Raw genomic sequence first — 25,454 nt, forward strand, 5'->3', positions numbered from 1 at the left:
CATCGCACGCTCAGTCTTTGGCATGGCATTTGTTGCAGAGTGACCGCTGGAAAAAGGCAAATCGTGACGGATCCCGATCGTACATCGCCTTTTTGTACTCGGCCCTGGTTTTACCCCCAGCGTTCGTGCCGTCCCCCCCTTTGCCGGTGGCATCTATGCCGGGATAATCCCCATTAACGAGTAAAAAGCTCCCCTTGGTGTTCCAGCGGGTCATGCCGTGCCAGGCCGACGCGTGTGCCCGGTGACAGGTAAGACACATGATTTTGTCCTCCGGCCGTGCCCCGTCGAAGGACATTGCCACTGCGGCAAGTTGCTGCACATTCCCCACCTCCCCGCTCTGGAAAGGCACCAGGGAAGTAAAAGCGGTGGACTGACTGCCGTTGAGATCGCCGGTTTTGACATAGTGATTGTAATTTCCGGCAATCGTACCGCCAAGTTCCGCACCGGCCGCGTGCATATGGCTTTTGCCGCCTCCCCGGTTCGCAAAAACCTCGTGGCAGTTCAGGCACCATTCGCTGGTCCCCTTCCCATAGGCGACCCTGGTATCCACATCGACCTCAGCCCTGTTGTAATTTCGCGGCACGACGGCAATCGGCGGATCGTACTGGAAGGTGTGAGCGGCAGATTTGGTGCCGTATCCCTTGCCTGCCAGCAACCGGTAGGTTCCGACAGCTTCCGTCGCCGTGGGTGGGGTGCCGTATGATCCGGAATCGATAATGGGATTGCCGCTTCGGACAATCGTGCCGGCGGAGTCGAGAAGTCGGTAGTTGCCGTGGGGGTCATGGCAACTGATGCAGGAAAGTACCGCGGAGGGGTAGGTCCCGCCCGGAGAGGCGGAGAATGTTACGTCAGCAACGTAACCATATGCAGGAGCGACGATATTGTGACCATGCCGCTCTCCCGGACTGAACGAGCTGCCGGCGGCAGAGTCGGTCCAGTAATACAGTTTCTGCAGATAGGCAAAGTCTCCCCCCGGCGTCAGAGCGGCAGGGGGTACGCCTGGCGGCGGTGGTGGATGGGTCGCGACCTGGTGGTCGGTCGGCTTTGCAGCCGCGTGACAGCGCAGACATATCTCGCTCGGAGTGAGGCTCAGCCCGACGCTCGTCCCGTCGACGGGAGAAGAAGAGCCATGGCAGCCGTCGCAGTTGCCGGTCCAGCCGGCATGGAATACTGCGTCTGCTGCTTGATGCGCACCGAGGGCGACGAGCGTTGCTACAAGAACGGTCGCCACCATTCTCGCCACTCTCGTGACCATGCCACCAGCCCGTCCGGATCTCACCGCTGCACGCATCTTTTCCCTCCCCCTTGTGTCGGCAGGTCATCATGAAGCGTGGAGGTACGTCAACCCTGGTTTCCCCTGAAAACAACGACGCCCCTATTCGGTCGACCGAATAGGGGCGTTTCGCTGCAGGATACACCTGCAGTGTAAAAATCACCCTCTTCGGCGGCCCGGCCGTCCCTTAACGGAACCCGTGACTCTGCGCCGCCGGGTTGCCCCGGCTTTGCTCTTTTCGGAGAGTAAAACTTAGATCCTTTATACAATTGTGTTTCACAGCATGTCAATATAAATAAAACATTAGTTTATGTAGAACATAGAAATCAATTTTATTCGCAGACAAAAGTACATATATATTCCTCGTACCGCGCCAACATGGTGACTATGTTAACAGGTGTAATTGGTTCTCTGTTTTAAATTTCGTTACACTGACAGAATCCTTCGCCCTCGAATGGTACGAGCACAATTGACCCCATCTTGGTGGGCCTTTCCAAAAGAGGTATTGGAGTGCAGTGGTTATTACCAGGGATAGATTGCCGGCAAGCATGGGAGCAATGGCAGAGAGGTTTGTCGGTGCTGTTTTAATGAGGATAAAGCGATAAGGTCAGAGCGGCGGGAAGATAGAACGTCGACGCTGCCATAGCGGTTGCCGATGCAGCAAGGGCGGCGGATGAATAGAGGGTTACAGTATGCTTAAAGGGGGGTGAATCATAGGCGGACCACGCGATAGGAAACTTTCCCCATTTTTACTTCCACGACCACGATATGATAGGCCGCCTCGCCTGAATAACCGAACCAGGTCAAGGACGCCCCCGCACCACCACTGACGATGCAGGGTATCCCCTTGATCACGTCGTTGTCGAACTGGTGAATATGGGAAAACAGCCCAAGTCTCACCTTCCGATCCGCCATCAGGCTGACGAGTTCATTCTTCCCTTCCGTAAATGAATGCTTGCTCCAGCGGTCGGTCAGGGGAGGAATGTGCATCGATACAACCTGGATCGGTCGGCTCTGATCCAGCATCGTGGCGAGATAGGCGAGTTCCTTTTCCTTCAGGGCGTAGCCTGCATTATCAACTGCAACCAGCCGAAAGCCTAGTCGTTGGCTGTCGAGGGTAAAGTTTAGAGGGCCAATGATTTTTTCATACAGCCCGACGTCTGTTTCATGGTTGCCCCGTACGATAAAGAGCGGCGGTAAGCCTGACACTTCATGCACCACCTTCATGAAGTGGAGCAATTCTGCAGCGGTCCCTTTTTCCGCTATGTCTCCACCATGAAGGATGAAGAGAGGATCAAACTCTGCTGCACGTCGAAGCGCCTCTTTGAATTTTTCATCGTTTCCGCGGCTGTCTCCCAAAAAAACAAAGCGCCAGTCATCGACGTTTGCCGCGGCAATTCGCTTCTCGAGCGACGCCAACGATGCGGCGTGGAGAGTGCCGGATGCAGCCATGCCGTGACCGAAAGAAAACAACACGGCGATGACGACGGTGACATAGATGAACCAGTATTTGTTCGGAAGTCTGCTCATGGGATCTTGGAATTCCAACCACCGACAGCTAAAATGTGAGTATCTACGGTATCCCCACTCGTTCCAGTTACCCCCGCGTCAACTGCCGGTACTTGATCCGATGGGGCTGGTCGGCAGCGGCGCCGAGGCGCTGCCGGCGGTCTTCCTCGTACTCCGAGTAGTTGCCGTCGAACCAGACCACCCTGCTCTCCCCTTCGAAGGCGAGAATGTGCGTGGCGATACGGTCCAGAAACCAGCGGTCGTGGGAGATGACCACGGCGCAGCCGGCGAAGTTCTCCAGTGCCTCCTCCAGTGCCCGCATGGTGTTCACGTCCAGGTCATTGGTCGGTTCGTCCAGGAGGATGACATTCCCTCCCTCCTTGAGCATCTTGGCCAGATGGACCCGGTTCCGCTCGCCGCCGGAGAGCATCCCCACCCTCTTCTGCTGGTCGGCGCCGGAGAAGTTGAAGCGGGACACGTAGGCGCGGGAGTTGACCTGCTGCTTCCCCAGTTGGAGCATGTCCTGACCGCCGGATATCTCCTCCCAGATGGATTTCTCCGGATCGAGGAGGTCGCGGCTCTGGTCCACGCAGGCGAGTTTCACGGTCTCGCCGATCTTGAAGGTACCGGAATCGGCTTGTTCCTGACCGGTGATCATCCGGAACAGGGTGGTCTTGCCGGCGCCGTTGGGGCCTATGACTCCGACGATGCCGCCGGGGGGGAGCCGGAAGGAGAGCCCTTCGAACAGGAGACGGTCGTTATACCCCTTGGCCACGTTGTCCGCCTCGATGACCACATCCCCCAGCCGCGGCCCGGGTGGAATATAGATTTCCAGGTCTTTCGCATGCCGTTCGCTTTCCTGGGTAAGGAGTTGCTCGTAGGAGGTGATACGGGCCTTTCCCTTGGCGTGGCGCCCCTTGGGGGACATCCTGATCCACTCCAGCTCCCGGGCCAGCGTCTTCTGCCGCTCGCTCTCCGCCTTTTCCTCCTGGGCCAGCCGCGCCTGTTTCTGCTCCAGCCAGGATGAGTAGTTCCCCTGCCACGGTATCCCCTGCCCCCGGTCCAGCTCCAGAATCCACCCCGCCACGTTGTCCAGGAAGTAGCGGTCATGGGTGACGGCGATGATAGTCCCCTCGTAGCGTTGCAGGTGGTGCTCCAGCCATGCCACCGATTCGGCGTCCAGGTGGTTGGTCGGCTCGTCCAGGAGGAGTATGTCGGGTTTCTGGAGGAGGAGCCGGCAGAGGGCGACCCGCCGCTTTTCGCCGCCGGAGAGGACGTTTATCGGCGTGTCCCCCGGCGGGCAGCGGAGGGCATCCATCGCCATTTCCAGCCGCGCATCCAGGTCCCACGCGTCCAGGTGGTCGAGCTTCTCCTGCACCGCCGCCTGCCGGTCGCACAGCTTGGCCATCTCGTCGTCGGACATGGGCTCGGCGAAACGGGCATTGATCTCGTTGAACTCGTTCACCAGGTCGACGGTCTCCTGCACCCCCTCCTCCACAACCGACCGGACAGTCCGGTTCTCGTCCAGCAGCGGCTCCTGGGGGAGGAATCCGACCGTGTACCCGGCCGAAAGGACCGCCTTGCCGTTGTACTCCGTGTCCACGCCGGCGAGAATCCTGAGGAGCGAACTCTTCCCGGACCCGTTGAGGCCCAGCACACCGATCTTGGCGCCATAAAAATAGGAAAGATAGATATCCTTCAGGACCGGTTTTTTATCATAGAACTTGCTCACGCCGATCATGGAGTAAATGACCTTGTTCCCGTCGTTGCTCATGTATCTCGAATCCTCCTTGGATAGTGTCGGGCCAAAATATCAGCAGCTCCGGCCGGATGCAAGCGCAAATTCGGCCTGTACAGATCGCCAGACCATTGAGCGCCTCGGGGGGTTTGGAGCTGGTTGGCCGATAAATTGCTAGTGAAAAGCCTGCGCACGGGAATATCGAATTGACTTGCCACCATCACTTTGCTATTTTTCCTGTAATTACTGCACCTGATACATATCGTTTTTGCCGATATCCCTAAAATCCGAGGACGTTGACACAGGATCGTCAAATCGTCCCAAAAGAGTGAAACCATGCTTACCCTCGACAAAACGCTGCAAGTAATCGAAGTCGCTGAAGCCGATGTGCTGGAAGTCCACCGCTCTACGGCCGCAATACCTTCCCCCGAGGGTCTGTCCAAGCAGCCGTGCACCGCGTTCCTCTGCGGCGTCAGGGAGGATGAGCTCCCCCGCATCTACGTGGGACTCGTCTCAAAGGATAACAAGATATTCATCTACACTCCGGCGAAACAGCCGGAAAATATGACGGCATACGCCAAAACCCTTAAGGAAGTCACCGCCGATGTCGAGGAGATGGGATTCAAGCTGCATGAGATAAACCTCAACTACAGCAAGGCCCTGCGCGAGGTAATCATCAAGGACGTTCGCATCCTTGCCCGCCCCGGCTCAATTCCCAAAAGCACGCCCAAACCTGCCGAGAAACCGGCCCAGCCTGAGCAAAGTGATGCGGAGAAGATCCGGCAGGAAAAGCTTGCAGCGGACAAGAAGGCTGCCGAGGCTGAAAAGAAACGCATCGAGGAAGAAAAAAAGGAGCTGGAAAGAGCCGCAGCCGAGTTGGCAGCCGCCGAGGCCGAGCGGGAAAAAGCCGCGATTGAGCAGGCCAGAGACCTAACTGCTGTCCAGGCTGCCATTGCCTCCACGACGGAACGGCTGAAACTGGCCCAGGCAGATGTCACCGGATTGTCGGCGATCGGCGCCGACCACAATCGCCACATGAAAGAGATGGCGTCTGCGGAGAAGGCTGCTTCGCAAGAACTGGCAGCCATTACAGCCGAACTCGACCGCCTGCTGGCTGCAACAGCGGAACAGCAACGTCTCATCTCCGAACGCGAGATTGCCGAGCAGCAACTGGCCGAGAAACTTGCCGCTGCCCGCACCGACCTGAAACACCGTACGGTGGAACTGAGGGAGATGGAGCAACTGGCTGCGGAAAAAGCAGCGGCGGAACAGGTTGCCGCCGAGGAGTTCGCGGCAATCACCGCCGAACTGGAACGGTTGCTTGCTGAAACCGCTGACCATGAGCAATCGTTTCACGACACATCTTCCGCAGAACAGGCCATCTTCGAACAGGTTGCCGAGGTGCGTGCCGAAATCGAACGGTTGTCCGCCGAAAATTCAGAAGTGGAGCAACTGGGGCGAGAAAAGGCGGCTGCAGACGAGGCGGCTCGCCGTGATCTTGCCGAGCTCACGGCGGAGATTGAACGACTGGGTGCGCAACTTGTCGAGAATCAGCAATTCCTGGATCAGAGCATCGCCCTGGAAGGTTCCACTGCGGTGGAGCTTCAGGAGACACGTGCACTTCGGGAACAGTTGCTCGCCGAAACGGAGGAGCAGGAACGTCTCATCGACGAAAAGATGGTGGCTGTCCGTTCGGCGGCGGAAGAACTGGCTGCGACGAAGACGCAGATGGCAGACCTTGCGTCCGCATGGGCGGAAAAATCGCGTCTGGCTGCACACCGGGCGACCGAAGAGCAGTCGGCAATCATGGCCATTCTGTCCGGACGGATGGAAAGCAGCCCCACGACGGATGTCAGGGCGGACGCCAGGCAGGCTGCGGAGGAAGTAACGGAATTGCTCGAGATCGAAACCCTGGAACCCGAGATTCCCCCGATCGCTGTCCGGTCGGACAGGCCTTCGGTGAAGACCGGGCCCGGCAAGGAATTGTCACCTGCCGCAGATGCCGAGAAGATTGCCAGTCAAGGGGAGTCGGAACGCAGGGAGCAGGAACGGCTGTCTCTGGCAAAAATCGAAGAAAAACGCCGATCAGCTGACAAAGCGGCAGCAGACAAAGCCGCAGCTGAGCAGGCTGAAATCGAAAAGGCCGAGGCTGATCTGGCGGAGGCCGAACGGGAACACAAGGCCATCGGGAAGGCCAAGGAAGAACGGCAGGAGGCCGCACAGTCTGCTGAAGAAAAACTCAAGGCCGACAAAAAGGCGGCATGGGAGCGTCAGTTGGCGGAGTGGGAGGCGGCGAAAAAGGCCGATGAAGAGGCGAGGTCTGAGGATCGGGCTGCGTCCATTGAACAGGAAGCCGATTTCGACCCGATTGCTGCTGCAGAAGCAGAACAGCGGCGCCAAGCTACCATCGAAGCCCTTTCGGGCAATACCGGTTTCGAACAGTTTTCCTCCACCGAGGGGAGTGATGCCGATTTCTTCGGCCAGGCAACAGACCCCATTACAACATTCAAGGTGGATCGCTCCCAGAACTGCATATCATTCACCTCTCCGGCTGAAATCACCACACTCTATAAATCCATCAACAATGCCAGGATCACGCCGGAAGGCTTTCCGGCCCAGAAGTGCACGGCGTTCCTCTGCGCGCTCCATAAAGGCACCGCCTGGAAGGTATACGTAGTCCTCCAGCTCTCCGAAGACAAGCAGGTCATGGTCTACGCCCCCAGCTTCCAACCGACCGACGAATCCAACTGCAGAAGGATCGTCCATGACGCCGTCGTCTTCTCCGAGCATGTCGGCTTCATGATGGACGAAGTCGAACTCCCCAGTGACGAGCAGCACCGCCTCAAGGCACTGAACAAAGTTACCGGTCTTTCCCATTCCCCGGCCTGATGGCTTCGCATGACATTTCTCCCCTCCCCGCAGTGATGATTCTATTGTCGGCAATCTATCGTTAACCACAATCATGCTATCGGTTGACAAGCATCTCCGTTGTATGGTAAGTGAATCAACGGAGGAATGCCATGTACGCTACTATCAATGCCTTGACCGATCGCATACTAGCCGGAGAACAGATTGCCGAGTCCGAAGCCCTCGACCTCTGTGATGTAACCGGTACAAGCCTTTACACCCTGTTCGGCGCCGCAAGTCGGATCAAGGAACGGTTTGTGGGGAACGACGTCTTTCTCTGCTCGATCATCAACGCGAAGTCGGGGCGCTGTCCGGAAAACTGCAGTTTCTGCGCCCAGTCGGCCCATCACAAAACCGCCGCCCCCGTATACCCCCTGGTGGATGAGGAAAGGATCGTGTCCTGTGCCAAAGAGGCGGAACAGAACGGTTCCAGCTGCTACGGCATAATAACCAGCGGCACCAGCATCGGCAAAGGAGACGAACTGGCACGGGTCTGTCGCTCCGTGGAGCGGATCCGGCGGGAAACCGGCATCACCCCCTCCTGCTCCCTCGGCATCATCGACTACGAGACGGCAACGGCTCTCAAAAAGGCGGGCGTTGAAACCTACCACCACAACCTGGAGACCTCACGCAGCTTCTTCCCCAGCGTCTGCACTACCCACGACTACGAACAGGACGTGGAGACGGTGCAGGTCGCCAAGCGGGCCGGACTGAAGGTCTGCTGCGGCGGAATCTTCGGCCTTGGGGAAAACGCCCGGCAGCGGGTCGAACTGGCCCTGACCCTGCGGGAGCTGGCAGTCGACTCGGTACCGCTCAATTTCCTCAACCCCATCGAAGGGACCCGCCTCGCAGGGGCCAGCAACATCACCCCCATGGAATGCCTCCATACCATCGCCCTGTTCCGGTTCATCCTGCCTGACCGGAAGATCTCCGTTTGCGGTGGCCGGGAACAGAACCTGCGCGATCTCCAGTCGTGGATGTTCCTGGCCGGCGCCAGCGGCACCATGGTCGGCAACTACCTCACCACCACCGGCCGCGCGCCGGAGCAGGACTGGCAGATGCTCACGGACCTGGAACTCGACGTTGCCAAGTGCTGCGAATGAACAAGCTGCCGCAATAACCCAGAACCTGATTAACAGGGATGTACAGGATATTCAGGATTAAAGGCTTATAGATTCTAACCCTTTTAATTTGTCTAGGTTTTATCCTGACCATCCTGGCTATCCCTGTTAATTCTATCCACTGCTTAGGAATGTTAGTTATGTCAGCTAAAGGTATCTTCATAACCGGCACCGACACCGGGGTCGGCAAGACTGTCGTGTCGGCGGTGATCGCCCGCCTGCTGCGGGAGCGGGGAATAGATGTCGGGGTGATGAAGCCGGTCACCAGCGGGTGTCGCGAAGTACATGGTCGGCTCGTTTCGGACGATGCGGAACTCCTCTGCTGGGCAGCCGGCACCGACGTGTGCGACCGGGACACAACCCCCTACCTGCTGCGCGAACCTCTCGCCCCCTCCATGGCGGCCGAACGGGATGGGGTACGGATCGACTTCACTGCCATCAAAGGTGCTCACGACCGTCTGTCCGCCCGCCACGACTTTGTCATCGTCGAAGGGGCCGGCGGCCTCATGGTTCCGCTGGCCGGCGGCCTCCTCATGGCCGATCTGGCAGCGCAGCTGTCGCTGCCGCTCCTTGTCGTCACCCGGCCGAACCTGGGGACGATCAACCACACCCTTCTTACCACGTTTGCCGCCCGGCAGATGGGACTCACCGTCAAAGGGGTCGTCATCAACAACTATCCGGCTCAGCCGGACCCGGCCGAAGAGTACGCCCCCCACCTCCTCGGCTCCCTCTGCGGCACACCCATCCTCGGCGTTTTTCCGGCAATGAAAGCGGCAGACCAGCAGTTGCTCGTTACGGAGCTCGTTGAGGCGGTCGGCAACCATATCCTCACACCTTTTCTGCTGAAGGAGATAGACATTGCCTGAACTAACCACGAAAACCCTGCAGGAATACGATCAGAACTATGTCTGGCACCCCTTCACCCAGATGCGTGACTGGGAAGCGGAGCCCCCCACCGTCATTACCCGGGGAGAGGGGTGCTATCTCATCGACAGCGACGGCAACCGCTACCTGGACGGTGTCGCATCGGTCTGGACCAATGTCCACGGCCACTGTCGCCGGGAGATCAATGACGCAATCAAGAAACAGGTCGACCGGCTTGAACACTCGACCCAGTTGGGTCTCGCCAACGATCAGGCGGCCATCCTCGCCAAACGTCTGGTGGAGATCGCCCCGACCGGCCTCTGCAAGGTCTTCTACTCCGACAACGGCTCCACCGCCGTGGAGATCGGCATCAAGATGGCGTTCCAGTACCAGCAGCACCGGGGAGGCGATGCCGCCCGAAAAACCAGATTCATCTCCTTCAGAAATGCCTATCACGGAGATACCCTAGGCGCGGTGAGCGTCGGCGGCATCGACCTGTTCCATGGCGTGTTCCGCCCCCTCCTCTTTCCGACCATCCAGGCCCCTTCTCCCTACTGTTATCGCTGCGAACTCTGCCCGGAGCAGGATTCGGAGCGGTGCAGCCGTCTCTGCCTTGCGGAGCTGGAACGGCTCATGGCGACCCATGCCGACGAAACCGCCGGCCTGGTGATCGAGCCCCTCGTCCAGGGGGCCGGTGGCATGATCGTCCATCCTCCCGGCTTTCTGAAACGGGTGCGGGAGTTGTGCGACCGCCATGACATCCTCATGATAGCAGACGAGGTGGCGGTCGGTTTCGGTCGGACCGGGACCATGTTCGCCTGCCAGCAGGAAGGAGTAACGCCCGACATCATGGCGCTCTCCAAGGGGATTACCGCCGGCTACCTTCCGCTGGCGGCAACGATGGCCACCCAAAAGGTCTACGATGCCTTCCTTGGCGACTACCGCGAACTGAAGACCTTTTTCCACGGCCACACCTTCACGGGCAACCCCATTGCCTGTGCGACGGCGCTGGCAAGTCTCGACCTGTTCGAAACAGACCGCCTGCTCGAGTCTTTACCACCCAAAATTGAATACTTGCAAACAAGACTTAATGCATTGGAAGAGCTGTCACAGGTGGGAAACGTCCGGCAACGTGGCCTGCTGGGAGGGATCGAGCTGGTCCGGAACAGGGTCAGCAAGGAGCCTTACCCGTGGGAAGAGCGGGTCGGCATGCAGGTCTGCCAGGAGGCAAAAAAACACGGCCTGCTCCTGAGGCCGCTTGGCAACACCATCGTGGTCTTCCCTCCCCTCGCCATCACCCTCGCCGAACTGAAGCTCCTCATGGACGGCATCGAGGTATCCATCCGTAGCATTACCACCCCGGACGCATAAAAAAAGGGGTGTCTGTTTTCGACAGACACCCCTTCATAACGTGCGTGATACAGACCTGCGGCCTAGAATTTACCCCTGATCAGTTCGGCCTTCAGCATGACCGTCGATGACCCCTTTGCGTTTGCGTCCTGGAACTCGGGCATGATGGTCGGCATGGCAAGCTTCACCTTGCCATTGTCAATTTCGGCAAAAGCCCGGGAGGACTTGGCCAGGCCATAGGCGGCACCGGCAAGAACACCGCTGGCAGCACCTACGGAGAGGTAATCTAGATGGTCGGATGGTCTATGAGTGAACACGAGAAGCGCCCCACCCACCAAGGTACCGGCCAGCCCACCGTAGAAGGCGTTTTCAAAAATGTCCCGGAAAGCGTTGTCAGAAGCGTGACACGGGATACTCCAGCTGGTGAGCAGAAGTACTGAAACAATGACCAATACCACGCGCTTGAATCCCTTCATAGGTACCCCCTGGCTCGCTCTATTCGATTGGGTTTATGCAAATCCGGGGCCAAAAAACATCCAAAAATATTACAGTGCCATAACCACTTGACGTTACGCAAGTTTTTTCATGAGATGTCTGCGCGCCCGATTCAGCCGTTCCGGGCAACGTCGTGTTCACACGTCTTTTCGCCTGGCAAATCACCCGACAAGCTTTTTTGTACTGTGTTTTCGGGATGTTATCCCCATTCGGTCGTTTCGCGGTAGTGTTGCAGAATCACAACACCTTCTCCACTCGCTTCCTGACCAGACATTCTTCATCTTCACGGCTCTGCACTTCGTTGTTGAGGCGTGCCATAAGGAGAAGGTCCAACAGTTCACGCATCCGGGGACCTGCCGGCACGCCGAGCCGCTGGATGTCGTTGCCGTTGAGAATGGTCCGCACGTTCTGGAGCTGGGTTATGTAGAGTGAAATGAATTTCTTTACGTCAGCGCTGGGGGTGCGGGCCATCATGGAAAGGAGAAGCTCCACCGGCAGTTCCTTGAGCCAGAAGTAGATGTCGCTCCGCCGAACCGGGACGCCGCGTCCCACTTTCCTCTGCATGATCTCCAGAATCGTACTCGCTTGCCTGCGCGACTCGAAGAGCTTTTCCCGGTAATGCTCGTTCACTGCCAGACGGTTGCAGGTGACCAGAAACTCGTCATTGGAGAGCATGCTGGTAAGGGTGAGAAAATAGACCGCCCATTTTTCGTAACGCCGCTCGAGAAAAAGGAGTTCGAACCAGGAGACGATGCGGACTGCCTCTTCCATGTGACGTCGGACCTGCTTTGTCAGTTGAAGGTCGGGATGGATGAAGCGAAGCAGCCCAAGGGAGGCAAGCCGATCCACTGCCCGGAGAGGATCGTTTTCCGTCAGGATGTGAACCAGTTCAGCCAGGAGACGCTTTCCACCCAGCTTGTCGAGAAAATTCATCTTGACCGCGTTCTTTATAAGATTCTCGGTATGTTTGGCGATATGAAAATCGAGGCGTTGTTCGAAACGGATGGCGCGGAACACCCGCGTCGGGTCCTCGACGAACGAAAGGTTGTGGAGGACCCTGAGAACGCGTTCCTGCAGGTCGCGCTGTGCACCGAAGTAATCGATGAGGACACCGAAATCCGGGCTGTTGAGACGTATGGCCAGGGTATTTATGGTGAAGTCGCGGCGATAGAGGTCCATCTTGAGTGATGAACGCTCCACCGTGGGAAGCGCACCAGGAGAGGCATAGTATTCCAGCCGGGTACTCGCCACGTCTATTTTGGTGCTATCCGGAAAGACGATGACCGCGGTGCCGAACTTAATGTGGCTCTTGACCCGGCAGCCAAATTTTGCGGCAAAGGTCGTCGCAAAAAGGATGCCGTCCCCTTCGACGGTCACGTCGATATCGCAGTTCTCGATGCCGAGAAGGAGGTCGCGCACAAATCCCCCCACCGCGAAGACCGGCAGGTCCAGCTCTTCCCCCACCTGCCCCAGGTCCCTGAGCATGTGAACCATACCTGGGGCAAGCTGCTTGTCGATTAAACGCATCACCTCCCGGCTCCGTATCGGCAGATTGTCACGGGCAAGGTCATAGAGCGCTTCGCCGGCATACATGGAGCGGAGCAGATCGGTGCGGGTAATGACCGCGCAGAGTTCGTCCCCGTCAAAAATCGGCACGAGGCGACGGTTCTGACCTACGATGTACTCCTGTATAACGGCGACCGGCATATCCGGTGTCCCCTTCATGTATTCCGTATGCATGTACTCGCTCACCGGCAGGCTGCCGAGTCCGTGGTAGAGTGCCTTCTCCACGATCCGCCGGGATATGATGCCGACCATCCGTTCTCCGTCGAGGACCGGCATGGCATTCACATTGTAGCGGGTCAGCAGTTCGCGCGCCTCCGTTATGGTTGTCCCGGCCGGCATTGTCTTGACCGGTGCGGACATGATGTCCCGGGCCACCCGACGCGGATTTACCCTGTTCCGGAGAATAATTTCAAGGCGGTCGAGCACCTGGATGAGCGTCATATCCCTGATGGTCGCCGACGCAGCTGTGGCATGCCCGCCCCCTCCCAGTTCGCGAAGGATATCTCCAACGTTCACTTCGGGAATGCGGCTGCGAGCGACGATATAGACACGGTTCCCCATCCCGACCACGAGAAACAGGGCTTCCAGGTTTTCCATATCCCGCATCATGTGGGCCAGCACGGCAATATCGCCGATATAATAGTCCACCGATGCATGGGTTATGGAGATGTCTATCCCGTTAAGGGTGGTGGTCTTGAGGGATTTGAGCAAGTCGTTCAGGAGCGAAACCTGCTCGGCGGTCAGTTCCTGGGTCATGAAATCGGCCACCGTGTTGAGGTTGGCCCCCCGTCCCAGAAGCCACGCGGCCGCCTGATAATCTTCACTCGTGGTTGACGGAAAGGTGAGACTCCCCGTGTCCTCGTAGATGCCGAGCATCATGAGGGTCGCCTCGGTGGCATTCACCTCCATACTCCGCTCACGCAGCAGAGTGGTCAGAATGGTACAGGTGGAACCGCTGTCGCGAATGATGCCGCCGGCAGGAGCGATGTCCCCCGACGATTCGGGATGGTGGTCGTAGATATGGACCTCCACTCCCGGCCGGGCAAGTATCTCGGCGAAACGGCCGATGCGGGAGGAGTGCTGGCAGTCGACGAGAATAAGACGGGTGATTTTGTCGAACTCAAGGTCCTTCAGGCGGGTGAAATCGAGGGCGTAACTGGTGGATTTGAGGAAGAAGTCGCGCATGCTCTTTTCCTGGGAACCGGAAAAAACCAGGCGCGCGCCGGGGTAGAGTTTGCGGGCGGCCACCATCGCCCCCAGGCAGTCGAAATCGGCGTTTACATGGGTGGTAATGACGTCCATCAGATCACCGTAAATGCCGCATAGGCTACCACCTGTCGGTTGTCGCCCGTCACGTCGCCACTGGTGGCGTAACAGACCAGGCGCGCCCGGGTGGCCCCGAGCTCCAGGGCTGCCACGAGCATGACCGTCGCCGGTACAACTCCGCACATGGTTATCCCTTCCTGGTGGCAGACCCGGAGAAGTCCCGGCGGGTCGAGCGCCGTAACCGCGGCCATGGCCTGTTCGTCCTTGCGGCGCGCCGCCGCAGCCGATTCATAGTGGGTCATGTCGGAGCTGGCTACGATCAGGACATCCTCGCCGTACTCCCGGATAGCCGCAGCAATCCCTTCGCCCAAAGCCCGGCAGCTGGCAAAATCACCGAAACCGAGACAGAGCGGGACGATGGATACGTCGGGACGGACGTACTGGAGAAAGGGAACCTGCACTTCGAGGGAATGCTCGTACAGATGGGCGGCCGCATCCTCTTCCACGAGGGGGGCGTGCTGGCGGACCAGCGAGGAAAGGCGGGAGTTGACGACTACGGCGCCGAGGGGGGTCTGCCACTGCTCGGCCGGGGAGAGGGCCACCCGGCGCCCGGCACCGTGGTGGTTGGGGCCAAGTATGATGACGGTGGCAGGCACTTCGACCGCACCGTACAGCTCGCCGGCGACGGTGCCGGAATACATGTAGCCCGCATGGGGCGAAATGACCCCCAGGGGGCGTTCCTTCACGGCAGCCGGAACGACCAGTCGTTCCAGGTCGGCACGCAGCTGTCGGGGATTGTCCGTGTAGAACTGACCTGCAACGGCGGGTTGGCGCAGCATACACCCTCCTTGTCGGCAGAGAGGCAGACGGAACCGCCCCCTACTCCCCCGTATCCCCTCCACCCGTCGCAACGGCCAGCGGAAGTTCTCCCTGTTCCTCGAAAACCGGCGGCTGGGCCAGATCCTGGATCTCCTTGAGCGTCGGCAGGCTCGCCAGGTTCTTGAGGCTGAAGAGCTCCAGAAATTCCCGCGTGGTGCCGTAGATGAGAGGCCGGCCGGGGACGTCCTTCTTACCGAGGATCTTGATGAGTTTCTTTTCCAGGAGCGTCTTGAGTATCCCCCCGCAATCCACCCCTCGCAGGTATTCGATTTCGGCACGGGTTATGGGCTGGCGGTAGGCGATGATCGCCAGGGTCTCCAGGGACGACTGGCCGAATTTGGGGGGACGTGTCTTGGAGAGGCGCTTGAGGTAGTCGGCATGTTCAGGCCGACTGCGGAACTGGTACCCCCCCGCCACTTCGACGAGAACGATCCCTCGTCCGGACTGCTCGTAGTCGGCCAGAAGTTCCTCCAGCGCAGCGCGGATATCGCTCCGCTCATGCTCCTCAAGGATCGAGACAAGGCGATCCAGCGAGAGGGGCGTTTCCGCCACGAAGATGAGGCTTTCAACCACCGACTTAAGGTTGCCGGTCATGGTGATTCCTCTCCTTCGCGTGCGTCGACAGCGTCCAGGACCGCCCTGGTGATCCAGATTGTGCCGAAACTGCTATTCTGGGTGAGTTTCACCATTTTCAATTTGCAGATCTCCAGAACGGCGAGAAAGGTGGCGATGAGATAGTCGCGGGTCGTCCCTTCCGAAAAGAGTTCCTCGAAGGTCACACCGTCCCGTTCCTGCAACAGTGACAGTATATCATTAATCCTGTCGGCTATGGTGATCTGCTCAGAGCCGACCTCGTGAAAAGTCTGGACGGGAATGCTGGCCAGCACACGCCGGAAAGCCTCTACCAGTTCGAACAGTTCCACGTCGGAGGTGTCATCGACAGGCTGCAGTTCTTTGAGATCCGGTAGTTCGCAGGAACGGATAAAGGCATCGCGCCCCAGGAGCGGGAGTACTTCCAGCTGCTGGGCCGCTTCCTTGTATTTCTGGTATTCGATGAGCCGCCGCACCAGTTCGGCCCGTGGATCCTCTTCCTCCTCCTCACCCCCCTCCTCGTCCGCCTGCACCGGCAGAAGCAGTCGGGACTTGATCTGCAGGAGCGTAGAAGCCATCACCAGGAAATCCCCGGCGACATCGAGGTTGAGCTCCTTCATGAGCTCCAGGTATTCCAAATACTGACGAGTGATGGCGGCAATGGGGATATCGTAGATATCCACCTCGTTTTTCCGGATGAGATGGAGAAGAAGATCGAGCGGCCCCTCGAAGGCCTCTACACGTACATTGTAGCCGGCCCCATGGCTGTCGTCGAAGAGATTGGCGCTCTCTTGCTGAGGGTTGGTCACTCCTGGACTCCTGACCAGTTCATATTTCGATTCTGTCGCACAGGTTCACAGCTTGATGGCGTTCATAACGTCCACCATGGTTCTGGCAGCCTCCGCCGCCGCACGGCGATTGCCCACATCGAGGATTTCCCCCACCAGCCCGGGCCGGGCGGTCAGCTCTTCCCGCCTGGCACGGAACGGGGCAAGGGTTTCCACCAGGTACTCCGCCTGGATCTTCTTGCAGTCCACGCAGCCGATCTGGGCGCCGCGGCAAGCGGTAACGATCTCGGCTTTTTTCTCCTCGGGAAGATACATATGGTTGAGGGAATAGGCAACGCAGCGGTCCGGCTCACCGGGATCGGCTCGGCGGGGGCGCTGCACGTCGGTCACCATGGACATGACCTTTTTCCGGGTCTCCTCACCGCTCTCCGAAAGAAAAATGGCGTTGCCGTAGGACTTGCTCATCTTGCGGCCGTCCAGACCGAGCACCTTGGGTGTTTCGGTCAAAAGCGCCACCGGCTCCGGAAAGACCTCGCCGTAAAGATAGTTGAAACGGCGCGCGATCTCGCGGGTGATTTCCAGGTGGGGAAGCTGGTCGTGTCCCACCGGCACCCTCCCCGCCTTGTAGACGATGATGTCGGAGGCCATCAGGACCGGATAACCGAGGAAGCCGAAGGTGGAAAGGTCCTTGGCGGAGAGGTTTTCCTGCATCTCCTTGTACGTCGGGTTCCGCTCAAGCCAGGAAACCGGCGTGATCATGGAAAGGATCAGGCTGAGCTCGGCATGCTGGGGGACCCTGCTCTGGACAAAGATCGTGCTTTTCTCCGGATCGATGCCGAAGGCGAGCCAGTCGAGCACCATCTCCGCCACATTGTCCCTGATCGCCCCCGTATTGTCGTACTCCGTGGTGAGGGAGTGCCAGTCGGCGGCAAAAAAGAAGCATTCGAAGTTTTCCTGCAGCTCAAGCCAGTTGGCCAGTACACCGTGGAAATGCCCCAGGTGCAGTTTGCCGGTCGGCCGCATGCCGCTGACGATACGATTGTTGCTCATGATGATACTCCTTTGCCAGTTTCCCTGCGGGTGTGTGCAACTAGCCTAACCCGCCTCAACGCATCAACAGCTGGGTAACGCTGAACACCAGGGTGCTCTGGGGGCCAGCCAGCAGATGGACCCCGAGGTTGAGAACGGGGGTGATGACGTAACTGAACAGATTCGTGAAGAAAACCAGTACGATGATGATTATCATGCCATAGGGTTCGATGCGCGCATAGGACTCGGCCTGACGATAGGGGAGCAGCCCCACTGCCACCCGTCCGCCATCCAGTGGGGGGACCGGAATTAAGTTGAATATGGCGAGAAGCAGATTGATGTAGACGGAAAAGGCAAGCATCAAGGTTATGGGGTCAAGAAACATCTGTAACCAGGACGGTTCGGATGCCCGCTCCATAAAGGCAGCCACCCCGCGCATGGCAAAAGCCGACAGGGCGGCAAGCGTGAAGTTGGTAATCGGCCCTGCCGCGGCAACCCAGATCATGTCACGCTTCGGGTGCCGCAGGTTGTTGAAATTCACCGGTACCGGCTTTGCCCAACCAATGCCGACGATGAAGACCATAAGGGTGCCGAAGATATCTAGGTGTTTGAGGGGGTTGAGAGTGAGCCGCCCCATGGAGCGGGCGGTATTGTCGCCGAACTTGTCCGCGATGTAGCCATGGGAGACCTCGTGGCAGGTTATGGCCATGAGGGCGGGAACCAGCATGATCGACAGTTTGAGAAAAAATTGTTCCATGGAACTCCCGGAGAAACGTGCGATAAAATCTTCTTTTTCTAGCAGATTGCGGGTGGAAAGTCAATGAACGTCGGGTCGCAGGAGGTGCAGTTCTGTGCACGCAGCGGGTAATGCTGACAAAAATGAAAGAGGCGGGGGTTTCCCCCCGCCTCTTTCTCCTACCTATACCGCCGCACCTTCTAGATGTCGAAATAGAGGGCGAACTCAAGGGGAACCGGACGCATCCGAACCGGATTAACCTCGGCCTCGGTTTTGTACTCTATCCACTTCTCGATGACGTCAGGGGTGAATACATCCCCTTTGAGGAGGAACTCGTGATCTTCATTGAGGCAGTTGAGCGCCTCTTCCAGGGTACCCGGAGCAGAGGGGATATCCTTGAGCTCCTCGGGAGAAAGTCCGTAGATGTCCTTGTCGAGTGGCTGGCCCGGATCGATCTTGTTCTCGATGCCGTCGAGACCGGCCATCAGCATGGCTGCGAATGCAAGGTAACCGTTGCATGAAGGGTCCGGAGTACGGTATTCGATACGTTTGGCTTTCGGATTGCTCGAGAACATCGGGATACGGATGGAAGCCGAACGGTTACGTGCCGAATAAGCCATGTTAACCGGCGCTTCGAAGCCCGGCACGAGACGTTTGTAGGAGTTGGTGGTCGGGTTGGTGAAGGCACAGAGAGCTTTGGCGTGCTTGATGATACCGCCGATGTACCAGAGAGCCATCTGTGAGAGTCCGCCGTATTTGTCTCCGGCAAACAGGTTGGTGCCGTTTTTCCAGATGGACTGATGGCAGTGCATACCGGAACCGTTGTCACCGTAGAGCGGCTTCGGCATGAATGTTACGGTCTTGTTGTTGCGGTAGGCAACATTCTTGATGACATACTTGAACCACTGCAGATCATCAGCCATATCGACGAGAGAGTTGAAACGCATGTCGATCTCGGCCTGGCCGCCGGTGGCAACCTCGTGGTGCTGGCACTCAACGCGGATACCGACTTTCTGAAGCTCCAGGACCATCTCGTTACGCAAATCGTTCTGGGAGTCGGTCGGGGAAACCGGGAAATAACCCTCTTTATGGCGCGGTTTGTAGCCGAGGTTCGGGAACTCTTCACGACCGGTGTTCCATGTTCCCTCTACAGAATCAACCGCATAGAAGGACTGATTGGAGCTAGAGTCGTAACGGACGTCGTCAAAGATGAAAAATTCTGCTTCAGGTCCGAAGTATGCGGTGTCGCCGATACCAGTGGACTTGAGGTAGGATTCAGCCTTGAGTGCGATGTTGCGCGGGTCACGGGTGTAACCTTCCTTGGTGATAGGATCGAATATGTTGCAGATCAGGGAAAGGGTCGGCACTGCGACAAACGGATCCATCTTGGCGGATTTGGGATCAGGGACAATGATCATGTCCGAGGCATGAATCGGCTGCCAGCCACGGATCGAGGACCCGTCAAAACCCTGCCCCTCTTCAAAGGTGTCTTCGTCGAACTCACTCATGGGGACGGAAAAATGCTGCCAGATTCCGACGAAATCCATAAACTTGAAATCTACCATCAGGGCGCCATTCTCTTTGGCAAACTCAACTACTTGTTTCGGTGTCATCTACTATCTCCTTTCAAATTTTATACTTCAGAATCAAAGGGCGTCTTCGCCCCGTTCGCCGGTCCTGATCCTTACTACTTCCTCCACCGTGGTGACAAAAATTTTGCCGTCACCGATACGGCCCGTCTTGGCAGCCTGCTCGATGGTATCCACAACCTTGCTCACGACGTCGTCGCTGACGATAATTTCCATCTTGATCTTGGGAATAAAATCGACCACATATTCGGCCCCGCGGTATAGCTCCGTATGCCCCTTCTGCCGCCCGAATCCCTTCACTTCTGAAACCGTAATCCCCTGGATGCCAATTTCATTGAGAGCCTCTTTGACTTCGTCAAGCTTGAACGGTTTTATAATCGCTTCAACTTTTTTCAAGAATCATCACCCCCCGCTCTGGATTTGAAATGTCGGATTATATGTGGCCTGACTGCAATACACAAGTTTAAATGCTGTTGGAGACATCATTCGCCCGAAAAAAGAGCTGTGCGATTCACACAAAACGAGACGTCGTAAAGCCTTTTGCAAGTTGCTTACCAAAAAATAACAAATATTTTAATCTGCAATTTCTGCAACTTAGAAAAGGAGAGAAGCCCGAGGGAAGGGAACAGTTAGAATCGTAGCATAATATTTAAACAGTTCAAACATGCCGTGCCCACACTTTAGGCAACCACGGAATTCCCACCTGTGCCATCCTTGACGACACAGGATAGCAGCGCAAAAAGCATCCTCACCCGGGGCATGTCTATCCCTTGGACGGTCCCCGCCGCCAGTGGCCGGGCAAGAATGGCGTCGATTTCAAGGGGGCGCCCCGCCGTCCGGTCAAGCTGCATGGAGGGTCGATAGACCCCCATGTCGTCGGTGAAGAGCAGCATTCTATCCGCGAAATCAGCTTCGATCGGGGAATTGAGTCCCTGGGCATTGGCGGCGGCAATGACCTCTCCCATGATAGCCCGTACCAGTTCGCGGGTAGGGTAAAACGCCTGGAGCCGATCGACCGACTGGTCGAGAAGGGCACAGAGGCCGTTATAGGGTATGTTCCAGACCAGCTTTCGCCAGCGGGCAGCCCGGAGGTCGTTAACGACGCGGCAATCGATCCCTCCCCGCACGAACGAGGCAGCCACCTCAGCAACTCGGTCGGCAAGTGCACCGGCAAATGCCCCCAATTCGATTCTGCCCGCGCCGAGGTGGTGGACGGTCCCCGGTTCGTCCCGATTGGCACAGAGAAATGCCACGCCACCCATGATACGTTCGGCGCCGAATAGGTCCGCCAGAGCCTCTTCGTTGCCGAGCCCGTTCTGCAGGGTCAGAATGTAGGTTCCCGCACCAACCAGAGGCGTAATCAGGTCGGAGAAATGCTCATTGGCAAAGGTCTTGAGACCGACGATCACCAGATCCACAGGACCGATCTCCTCCGGACGGCGGGCACCCCGAACCGATGCCAGATGGAAATCGCCATTGATGGAACGGACTGTCAGACCCGTTGCCATTATGGCCTCGTAATCGCGGCGCAGGAGAAAAGCCACATCCTCCCCTGCGCGCTGCAGCACGGCTCCATAGTAAAGACCGAGAGCACCTGCACCAACAACGGCAATACGCATATTCATCACTCCACTCGTATCGTCCGCTACGTCCCCGACTGGAAACCGCACGGGACTTTACCTTGTAAAATACAGCGTTACTCGCTATAGTAGTCGCCATGATCGACCGGCTCCGCACCATGACGACAGTCGTTATCGTACCATTACTCAGTGCAGCAACGTTGCTGGCGAACAGCCACGCTGCCCGTGCCGATATTTACCGCTACGTGAATGAGGAGGGGATCGAGTGCTTCACCGACGCCCCCCTGCGGAACGGAGCGACCCGCATCATGGCGGAAAAGCCGAAACCTGCGCCGGTAACGAAACGGAGCGTACCGGGACACCTTCAGGCCACTGGCATTGCCGAAAAAACGGACAACACCACTTCGCCTCCCACCGACAGCGCCCCGGCCACACCGACAGTCCTTCCCGTTCAAGGCCGGATAACCTCCCCCGCCGGTCTGCGCCGCGATCCCATCGACGGCACGCTACGCAACCACCAGGGAGTTGACATCGCCGTCCCCACGGGAACACCCGTTCATCCGGTTGCCCCCGGAGTCGTCGTCTACAGCGGTGCCCGCGGCGGTTACGGTTACATGATCATCATTGAGCACGGCGACGGCATGCTCACCCTCTACGCCCACAACTCCACCAATCTTGCGGGGGTCGGCACGCAGGTGACCGACGGCACCACCATCGCCCTGTCCGGCTCCACCGGACGTTCAACCGGTCCCCATCTCCACTTCGAGGCATGGAAAGGTGGGGAAAATCTTACGGATAGCTTCGTGGCTTCCGCTGCCGAAGGGCGCGCATACGCTCCATCCCACCACGACAACATCCGCACGGCCATCCAGGCCGACGGCTCCATCCTCTTCACCAACATACCCTGAACACGTCCCCCTCACGTAACCTACCGTTTCCCGTCGAGGCGCTTTTTCGTATGCCTGGTCGGTTCGGCATTCCAGGGATCATCGGGCCACGGGTGTTTCGGATACCGCCCCTTTAACTCTTTTTTTACTTCGGGATAGACGGTGTCCCAGAAATTGCGAAGGTCCCGGGTGACCTGGATGGGTCGACCCGCCGGGGAAAGGAGGTGGAGGACGACCGGCACTCTCCCCCGTGCCACGACCGGCGTTGCCGCCAGCCCGAACAACTCCTGCAATTTCACCGCCAGAACGGGTGGGCCGTCAGCCGGATAGTGGAACCGAATCCGGGAGCCGCTCGGCACGATGATGTCGGGAGGAGCTTCCGCGTCGAGCCGCCGCATCTGTTCCCTGTCGAGGAGCGACCGTAAGGGGGGGAGGATGTCGAGACGTCCCACGTCGACCATGCTTTTTAGCCCCCCGAGCCACCCTCCGAGCCACTCAGCCAGAGACGCATGAAGACAATTTTCGGAGAGGTCGGGCCACCCTTCGCCGGGAAACTCCCGAGCCAGGAACATGACGCGTGCCTGGAACTCCCGGGCTGCGGGTGTCCAGGGAAGTGCAGATACCCCACCCTTCCGGATAAGCCCCTGGAGGAGTGCGGCCTGCAAATCCTCAGGAGCGGGTTTTACCTGCCAACTCTCCAGAATAATGGCGCCGAACCGCTCTTCCTCTGCGGCAACCACCCTTCCCTGCCGGTCATCCCACTCCACCACCCGTTTCCGGACAAGCATAGACGTAAATTCACGCCGTAGAACTTCCACCGCCAAGGCGCTCGCCAGATGAATGACACCGTCACCACCGTCGCCACCTTCGCAGTTGACCGCGACCAGGAGCGGTTCGTCGTGCACGGCGCTCCGGTCCGAAAGCCGGCCACCCTTTCCGTTGGCCAGGAGGTAGCGATCCGCGCCGGGGGAACGCTGCCGGGCGATACGGTCGGGAAAGGCCCAGGCCAGCATGAGTCCGACCGATGCCGCATCGAAGTTCCCTACAGTCGTCCCCACATTCAGGAATTTTCGCAGCTGGCGGGCCGCCCGATCCACAGCCTGACAGCTCTGCAGGTCAACCGGCGCACCTAGACCGGCATGGGGAGCACGGGAACGCCATCCGGCGAGAAGCTGGCAGCGGTCCAGGAGATCGCTCGGGCTCTTCTCCCTCACCGCGGTCGGGGAGCGACGAAGCATATCCCGTTCCGAAAGAATGGCGGCCAGATCGCAGGCAGCAGAAACAAGACCGCGCTCCCGGGCCTTCAGGAGCAGATGGGCAAGACGGGGGTGGAGGGGAAATGCCGCCATCTCTTTCCCGTGGGGGGTGAGCCGACCTTTGTCGTCAAGCGCTTCCATGAGTTGCAGGAGCCTGCGGCCTTCGGCCACGGCCGGTGCAGGGGGTGAATCGAGCCAGGGGAGCTGCGCGGGGTCGGAAACGCCCCAGACCGCCAGCTCCAGAACCAGCGGTGCAAGATCGGTCGCCAGGATTTCCGGTGTCGTAGCCGGCAGAAGGGAGCGCTGTTGGTGCTCAGTCCAGAGGCGATAACAGGTGCCCGGTCCGAGACGACCTGCCCGACCGGCACGCTGATCGGCCGACGCAGCCGAAACGCGGGCGGTGACCAGACGCTCGATCCCCGATGCAGGGTCGAAACGGAGCTGTCGGCTCCACCCGCTGTCGATGACCACCGTAACCCCTTCAATGGTAAGGCTGGTTTCGGCGATATTGGTGGCCAGCACGACCTTGCGCCGCTCGGCAGGGAGAATGGCGCGTTCCTGGGCAGAGAACGGAAGATCGCCGTAGAGGGGAACAATCATCAGCGAACCGGAATCCGGCAGTGACTGTTCCAGCAATCTCTCGCAGCGCCTGATCTCCCTGGTGCCGGGGAGAAACACCAGAAGATCCCCCGTCGTCTCGCGAAGGACATGCTGCACGGTGCGGACAACCACACCGGTAATCTCGCCGCTGTCTTCCCGTTCCGCATACCGAATATCGACCGGAAAGCTCCTTCCCGCGCACGTCAGCACCGGCGCATCCCCCAACAGGGCTGCTACCGGCGCCGTATCCAGGGTTGCCGACATCACCACCAGCCTGAGATCGTCCCGCAGCCCCGTCTGGATATCGCGGCACAGGGCAAGGGCCAGATCGGCATGGAGGCTTCGCTCGTGAAATTCGTCGAGAATTACCACCCCAACGCCTTCCAGAAGAGGGTCATGCTGCAGGCGGCGGGTCAGGACCCCTTCGGTGACCACCTCGATGCGGGTTGCCGCCCCGATCTTCCGATCGTAACGGATCTGATAGCCGACTCGGTGGCCAACCTCTTCCCCCAGACAGGATGCCATCCAACGGGCAGCGTTGGTAGCCGCCAGGCGGCGCGGTTCGAGCATGACTATTTTCCGGCCGGAAAGCCATTCCGCAGCGAGAAGTGCAAGGGGTATGCGGGTGGTCTTGCCGGCACCGGGGGGGGCCTGGAGGACAACGGCAGGATTGTCCCGAAGGGTTGTGAGGAACGGGGGAATGATCTCGTCGATAGGAAGGGTGGACATGCAGGGGGCCTAGAACAGGCTCGACAGGCTTTGAATATCGACTCCCACGAGGGATTCGACGACTTTCAGCGCGCCGGCAAGTCGCCCAGCTGGATAGCTGTTGCTGACGGCCAGCACCTTGAGGCCGGCACCGGTTGCCGAAGCGATGCCGGCCGGCGTATCCTCGATGGCAAGGCAGGCTGCAGCGGCGATGGAACGCCCCGGGAATACTTCAGACAATCTTCGTACGGCAAGGGCATAACTTTCCGGGTCCGGCTTGCTCGCCGAAACCTCATCAGCGGTGACCATGCAGTCGAAGGCACTCCCCAGCCCGAGTTGCGCCAGGATCGGATCGATATCGCTGCGCAGGGCGCCACTGCAGAGTCCCACGGGAAATTTTCCGGAAAGGGAGGAAATCACTTCCACCACGCCGGGGTACGGTTCGACACCCGTTGCAATGATCTTCTGGAACGCCTCGGCCTTCTCCCCGATCAACCGGTACAGGTCATCGGCAGACAGCCCCCTGCCGTTCCTTCGGAACGCTTCACGAAACGCGTCACGGTCGTCAAAGCCGATATAATGCCCCAGGTATTCATCCCAGCCATACCCCAACCCGAGGGGGACGAGGACCTCTTGGAAGGCCTTGTAGTGCAGTGGCTCCGTGTCCACAATAATGCCATCGAAATCGAAAATGACCGCAGCGAGCATCCGATGCCACCTCT

General features: G+C 58.6%; 20 protein-coding genes and 1 riboswitch. Of the genes, 5 read left to right on the forward strand and 15 right to left on the reverse strand.

Annotation, left to right across the window (positions count from 1 at the left end; translation table 11 throughout):
• Positions 1–10: 10 nt before the first annotated feature.
• The 3 genes from LDN04_RS12825 to ettA form a co-directional block, all read right to left on the reverse strand.
• Complete coding sequence (locus tag LDN04_RS12825) at positions 11–1,291, reverse strand: hypothetical protein (protein ID WP_223911189.1); 1,281 nt, start codon at positions 1,289–1,291, stop codon at positions 11–13.
• Between the two features lie 149 nt (positions 1,292–1,440).
• Positions 1,441–1,517: riboswitch (cyclic di-GMP riboswitch) on the reverse strand.
• 467 nt (positions 1,518–1,984) lie between these two features.
• Positions 1,985–2,803, reverse strand: a complete 819-nt coding sequence (locus LDN04_RS12830; protein ID WP_223911192.1) for a metallophosphoesterase — start codon at positions 2,801–2,803, stop codon at positions 1,985–1,987.
• A 67-nt stretch (positions 2,804–2,870) separates the two neighbouring features.
• Positions 2,871–4,556, reverse strand: a complete 1,686-nt coding sequence (ettA, locus tag LDN04_RS12835; RefSeq protein ID WP_223911195.1) for an energy-dependent translational throttle protein EttA — start codon at positions 4,554–4,556, stop codon at positions 2,871–2,873.
• Positions 4,557–4,856: 300 nt separating this feature from the next.
• Between ettA and LDN04_RS12840 the strand changes: the two genes are divergently transcribed.
• The 4 genes from LDN04_RS12840 (at position 4,857) to bioA (ending at position 10,783) form a co-directional block, all read left to right on the forward strand.
• A complete protein-coding gene (locus LDN04_RS12840) occupies positions 4,857–7,409 on the forward strand; it encodes a hypothetical protein (protein WP_223911197.1) in 2,553 nt (850 codons plus the stop codon).
• A gap of 131 nt (positions 7,410–7,540) precedes the next feature.
• Positions 7,541–8,530: a biotin synthase BioB gene (gene bioB, locus LDN04_RS12845; protein WP_223911199.1), complete on the forward strand. Its 990-nt coding sequence runs from the start codon at positions 7,541–7,543 to the stop codon at positions 8,528–8,530.
• Between the two features lie 158 nt (positions 8,531–8,688).
• The gene (gene bioD, locus LDN04_RS12850; protein ID WP_223911201.1) at positions 8,689–9,414 is read left to right on the forward strand and encodes a dethiobiotin synthase; all 726 of its coding nucleotides are present in this window, start codon (positions 8,689–8,691) and stop codon (positions 9,412–9,414) included.
• On the forward strand, positions 9,407–10,783 hold the full coding sequence (gene bioA / locus LDN04_RS12855) for an adenosylmethionine--8-amino-7-oxononanoate transaminase (protein WP_223911204.1): 1,377 nt from the start codon (positions 9,407–9,409) through the stop codon (positions 10,781–10,783). Before bioD ends, bioA begins: the two co-directional genes overlap by 8 nt.
• A 62-nt stretch (positions 10,784–10,845) precedes the next feature.
• Here the strand turns inward: bioA and LDN04_RS12860 are convergent, their stop codons facing one another.
• From LDN04_RS12860 to LDN04_RS12905, 10 genes are all read right to left on the reverse strand, one after another.
• Positions 10,846–11,238 carry a hypothetical protein gene (locus tag LDN04_RS12860; protein WP_223911206.1) on the reverse strand — a complete coding sequence of 131 codons (393 nt, stop codon included), beginning with the start codon at positions 11,236–11,238 and terminating at the stop codon, positions 10,846–10,848.
• Between the two features lie 256 nt (positions 11,239–11,494).
• Positions 11,495–14,125, reverse strand: a complete 2,631-nt coding sequence (locus LDN04_RS12865; RefSeq protein ID WP_223911215.1) for an A-adding tRNA nucleotidyltransferase — start codon at positions 14,123–14,125, stop codon at positions 11,495–11,497.
• Entirely contained in the window at positions 14,125–14,928 is an 804-nt protein-coding gene (gene amrB, locus LDN04_RS12870) for an AmmeMemoRadiSam system protein B (protein WP_223911218.1), read from the reverse strand. Before amrB ends, LDN04_RS12865 begins: the two co-directional genes overlap by 1 nt.
• A gap of 40 nt (positions 14,929–14,968) precedes the next feature.
• Positions 14,969–15,562, reverse strand: coding sequence for an SMC-Scp complex subunit ScpB (gene scpB / locus LDN04_RS12875; RefSeq protein ID WP_223911221.1), 594 nt, complete (start codon positions 15,560–15,562; stop codon positions 14,969–14,971).
• Positions 15,559–16,368 carry a ScpA family protein gene (locus tag LDN04_RS12880; RefSeq protein ID WP_223911224.1) on the reverse strand — a complete coding sequence of 270 codons (810 nt, stop codon included), beginning with the start codon at positions 16,366–16,368 and terminating at the stop codon, positions 15,559–15,561. Before LDN04_RS12880 ends, scpB begins: the two co-directional genes overlap by 4 nt.
• 45 nt (positions 16,369–16,413) lie before the next feature.
• The gene (gene trpS / locus LDN04_RS12885; RefSeq protein WP_223911227.1) at positions 16,414–17,397 is read right to left on the reverse strand and encodes a tryptophan--tRNA ligase; all 984 of its coding nucleotides are present in this window, start codon (positions 17,395–17,397) and stop codon (positions 16,414–16,416) included.
• Between the two features lie 55 nt (positions 17,398–17,452).
• The gene (locus tag LDN04_RS12890) at positions 17,453–18,133 is read right to left on the reverse strand and encodes a site-2 protease family protein (RefSeq protein ID WP_223911230.1); all 681 of its coding nucleotides are present in this window, start codon (positions 18,131–18,133) and stop codon (positions 17,453–17,455) included.
• A 179-nt stretch (positions 18,134–18,312) separates the two neighbouring features.
• A complete protein-coding gene (gene glnA, locus LDN04_RS12895) occupies positions 18,313–19,725 on the reverse strand; it encodes a type I glutamate--ammonia ligase (protein ID WP_223911234.1) in 1,413 nt (470 codons plus the stop codon).
• 33 nt (positions 19,726–19,758) lie between these two features.
• Positions 19,759–20,097, reverse strand: a complete 339-nt coding sequence (locus tag LDN04_RS12900; protein ID WP_223911238.1) for a P-II family nitrogen regulator — start codon at positions 20,095–20,097, stop codon at positions 19,759–19,761.
• 284 nt (positions 20,098–20,381) lie between these two features.
• Positions 20,382–21,320: a putative 2-dehydropantoate 2-reductase gene (locus LDN04_RS12905; RefSeq protein ID WP_223911241.1), complete on the reverse strand. Its 939-nt coding sequence runs from the start codon at positions 21,318–21,320 to the stop codon at positions 20,382–20,384.
• Positions 21,321–21,418: 98 nt separating this feature from the next.
• On the opposite strand from LDN04_RS12905, the gene LDN04_RS12910 reads away from it, so the two are divergent.
• Positions 21,419–22,189, forward strand: coding sequence for a M23 family metallopeptidase (locus tag LDN04_RS12910; RefSeq protein WP_223911244.1), 771 nt, complete (start codon positions 21,419–21,421; stop codon positions 22,187–22,189).
• A gap of 20 nt (positions 22,190–22,209) precedes the next feature.
• Here LDN04_RS12910 and hrpB read toward each other — a convergent pair whose 3' ends face one another.
• Both hrpB and LDN04_RS12920 read right to left on the reverse strand, forming a co-directional pair.
• Positions 22,210–24,753 carry an ATP-dependent helicase HrpB gene (gene hrpB, locus LDN04_RS12915; RefSeq protein WP_223911247.1) on the reverse strand — a complete coding sequence of 848 codons (2,544 nt, stop codon included), beginning with the start codon at positions 24,751–24,753 and terminating at the stop codon, positions 22,210–22,212.
• Between the two features lie 9 nt (positions 24,754–24,762).
• Positions 24,763–25,440: an HAD family phosphatase gene (locus LDN04_RS12920; RefSeq protein ID WP_223911249.1), complete on the reverse strand. Its 678-nt coding sequence runs from the start codon at positions 25,438–25,440 to the stop codon at positions 24,763–24,765.
• Positions 25,441–25,454: the final 14 nt, after the last annotated feature.

The organism is Geobacter sp. AOG1 (genome assembly GCF_019972315.1).
GTDB lineage: Bacteria > Desulfobacterota > Desulfuromonadia > Geobacterales > Geobacteraceae > Geomobilimonas.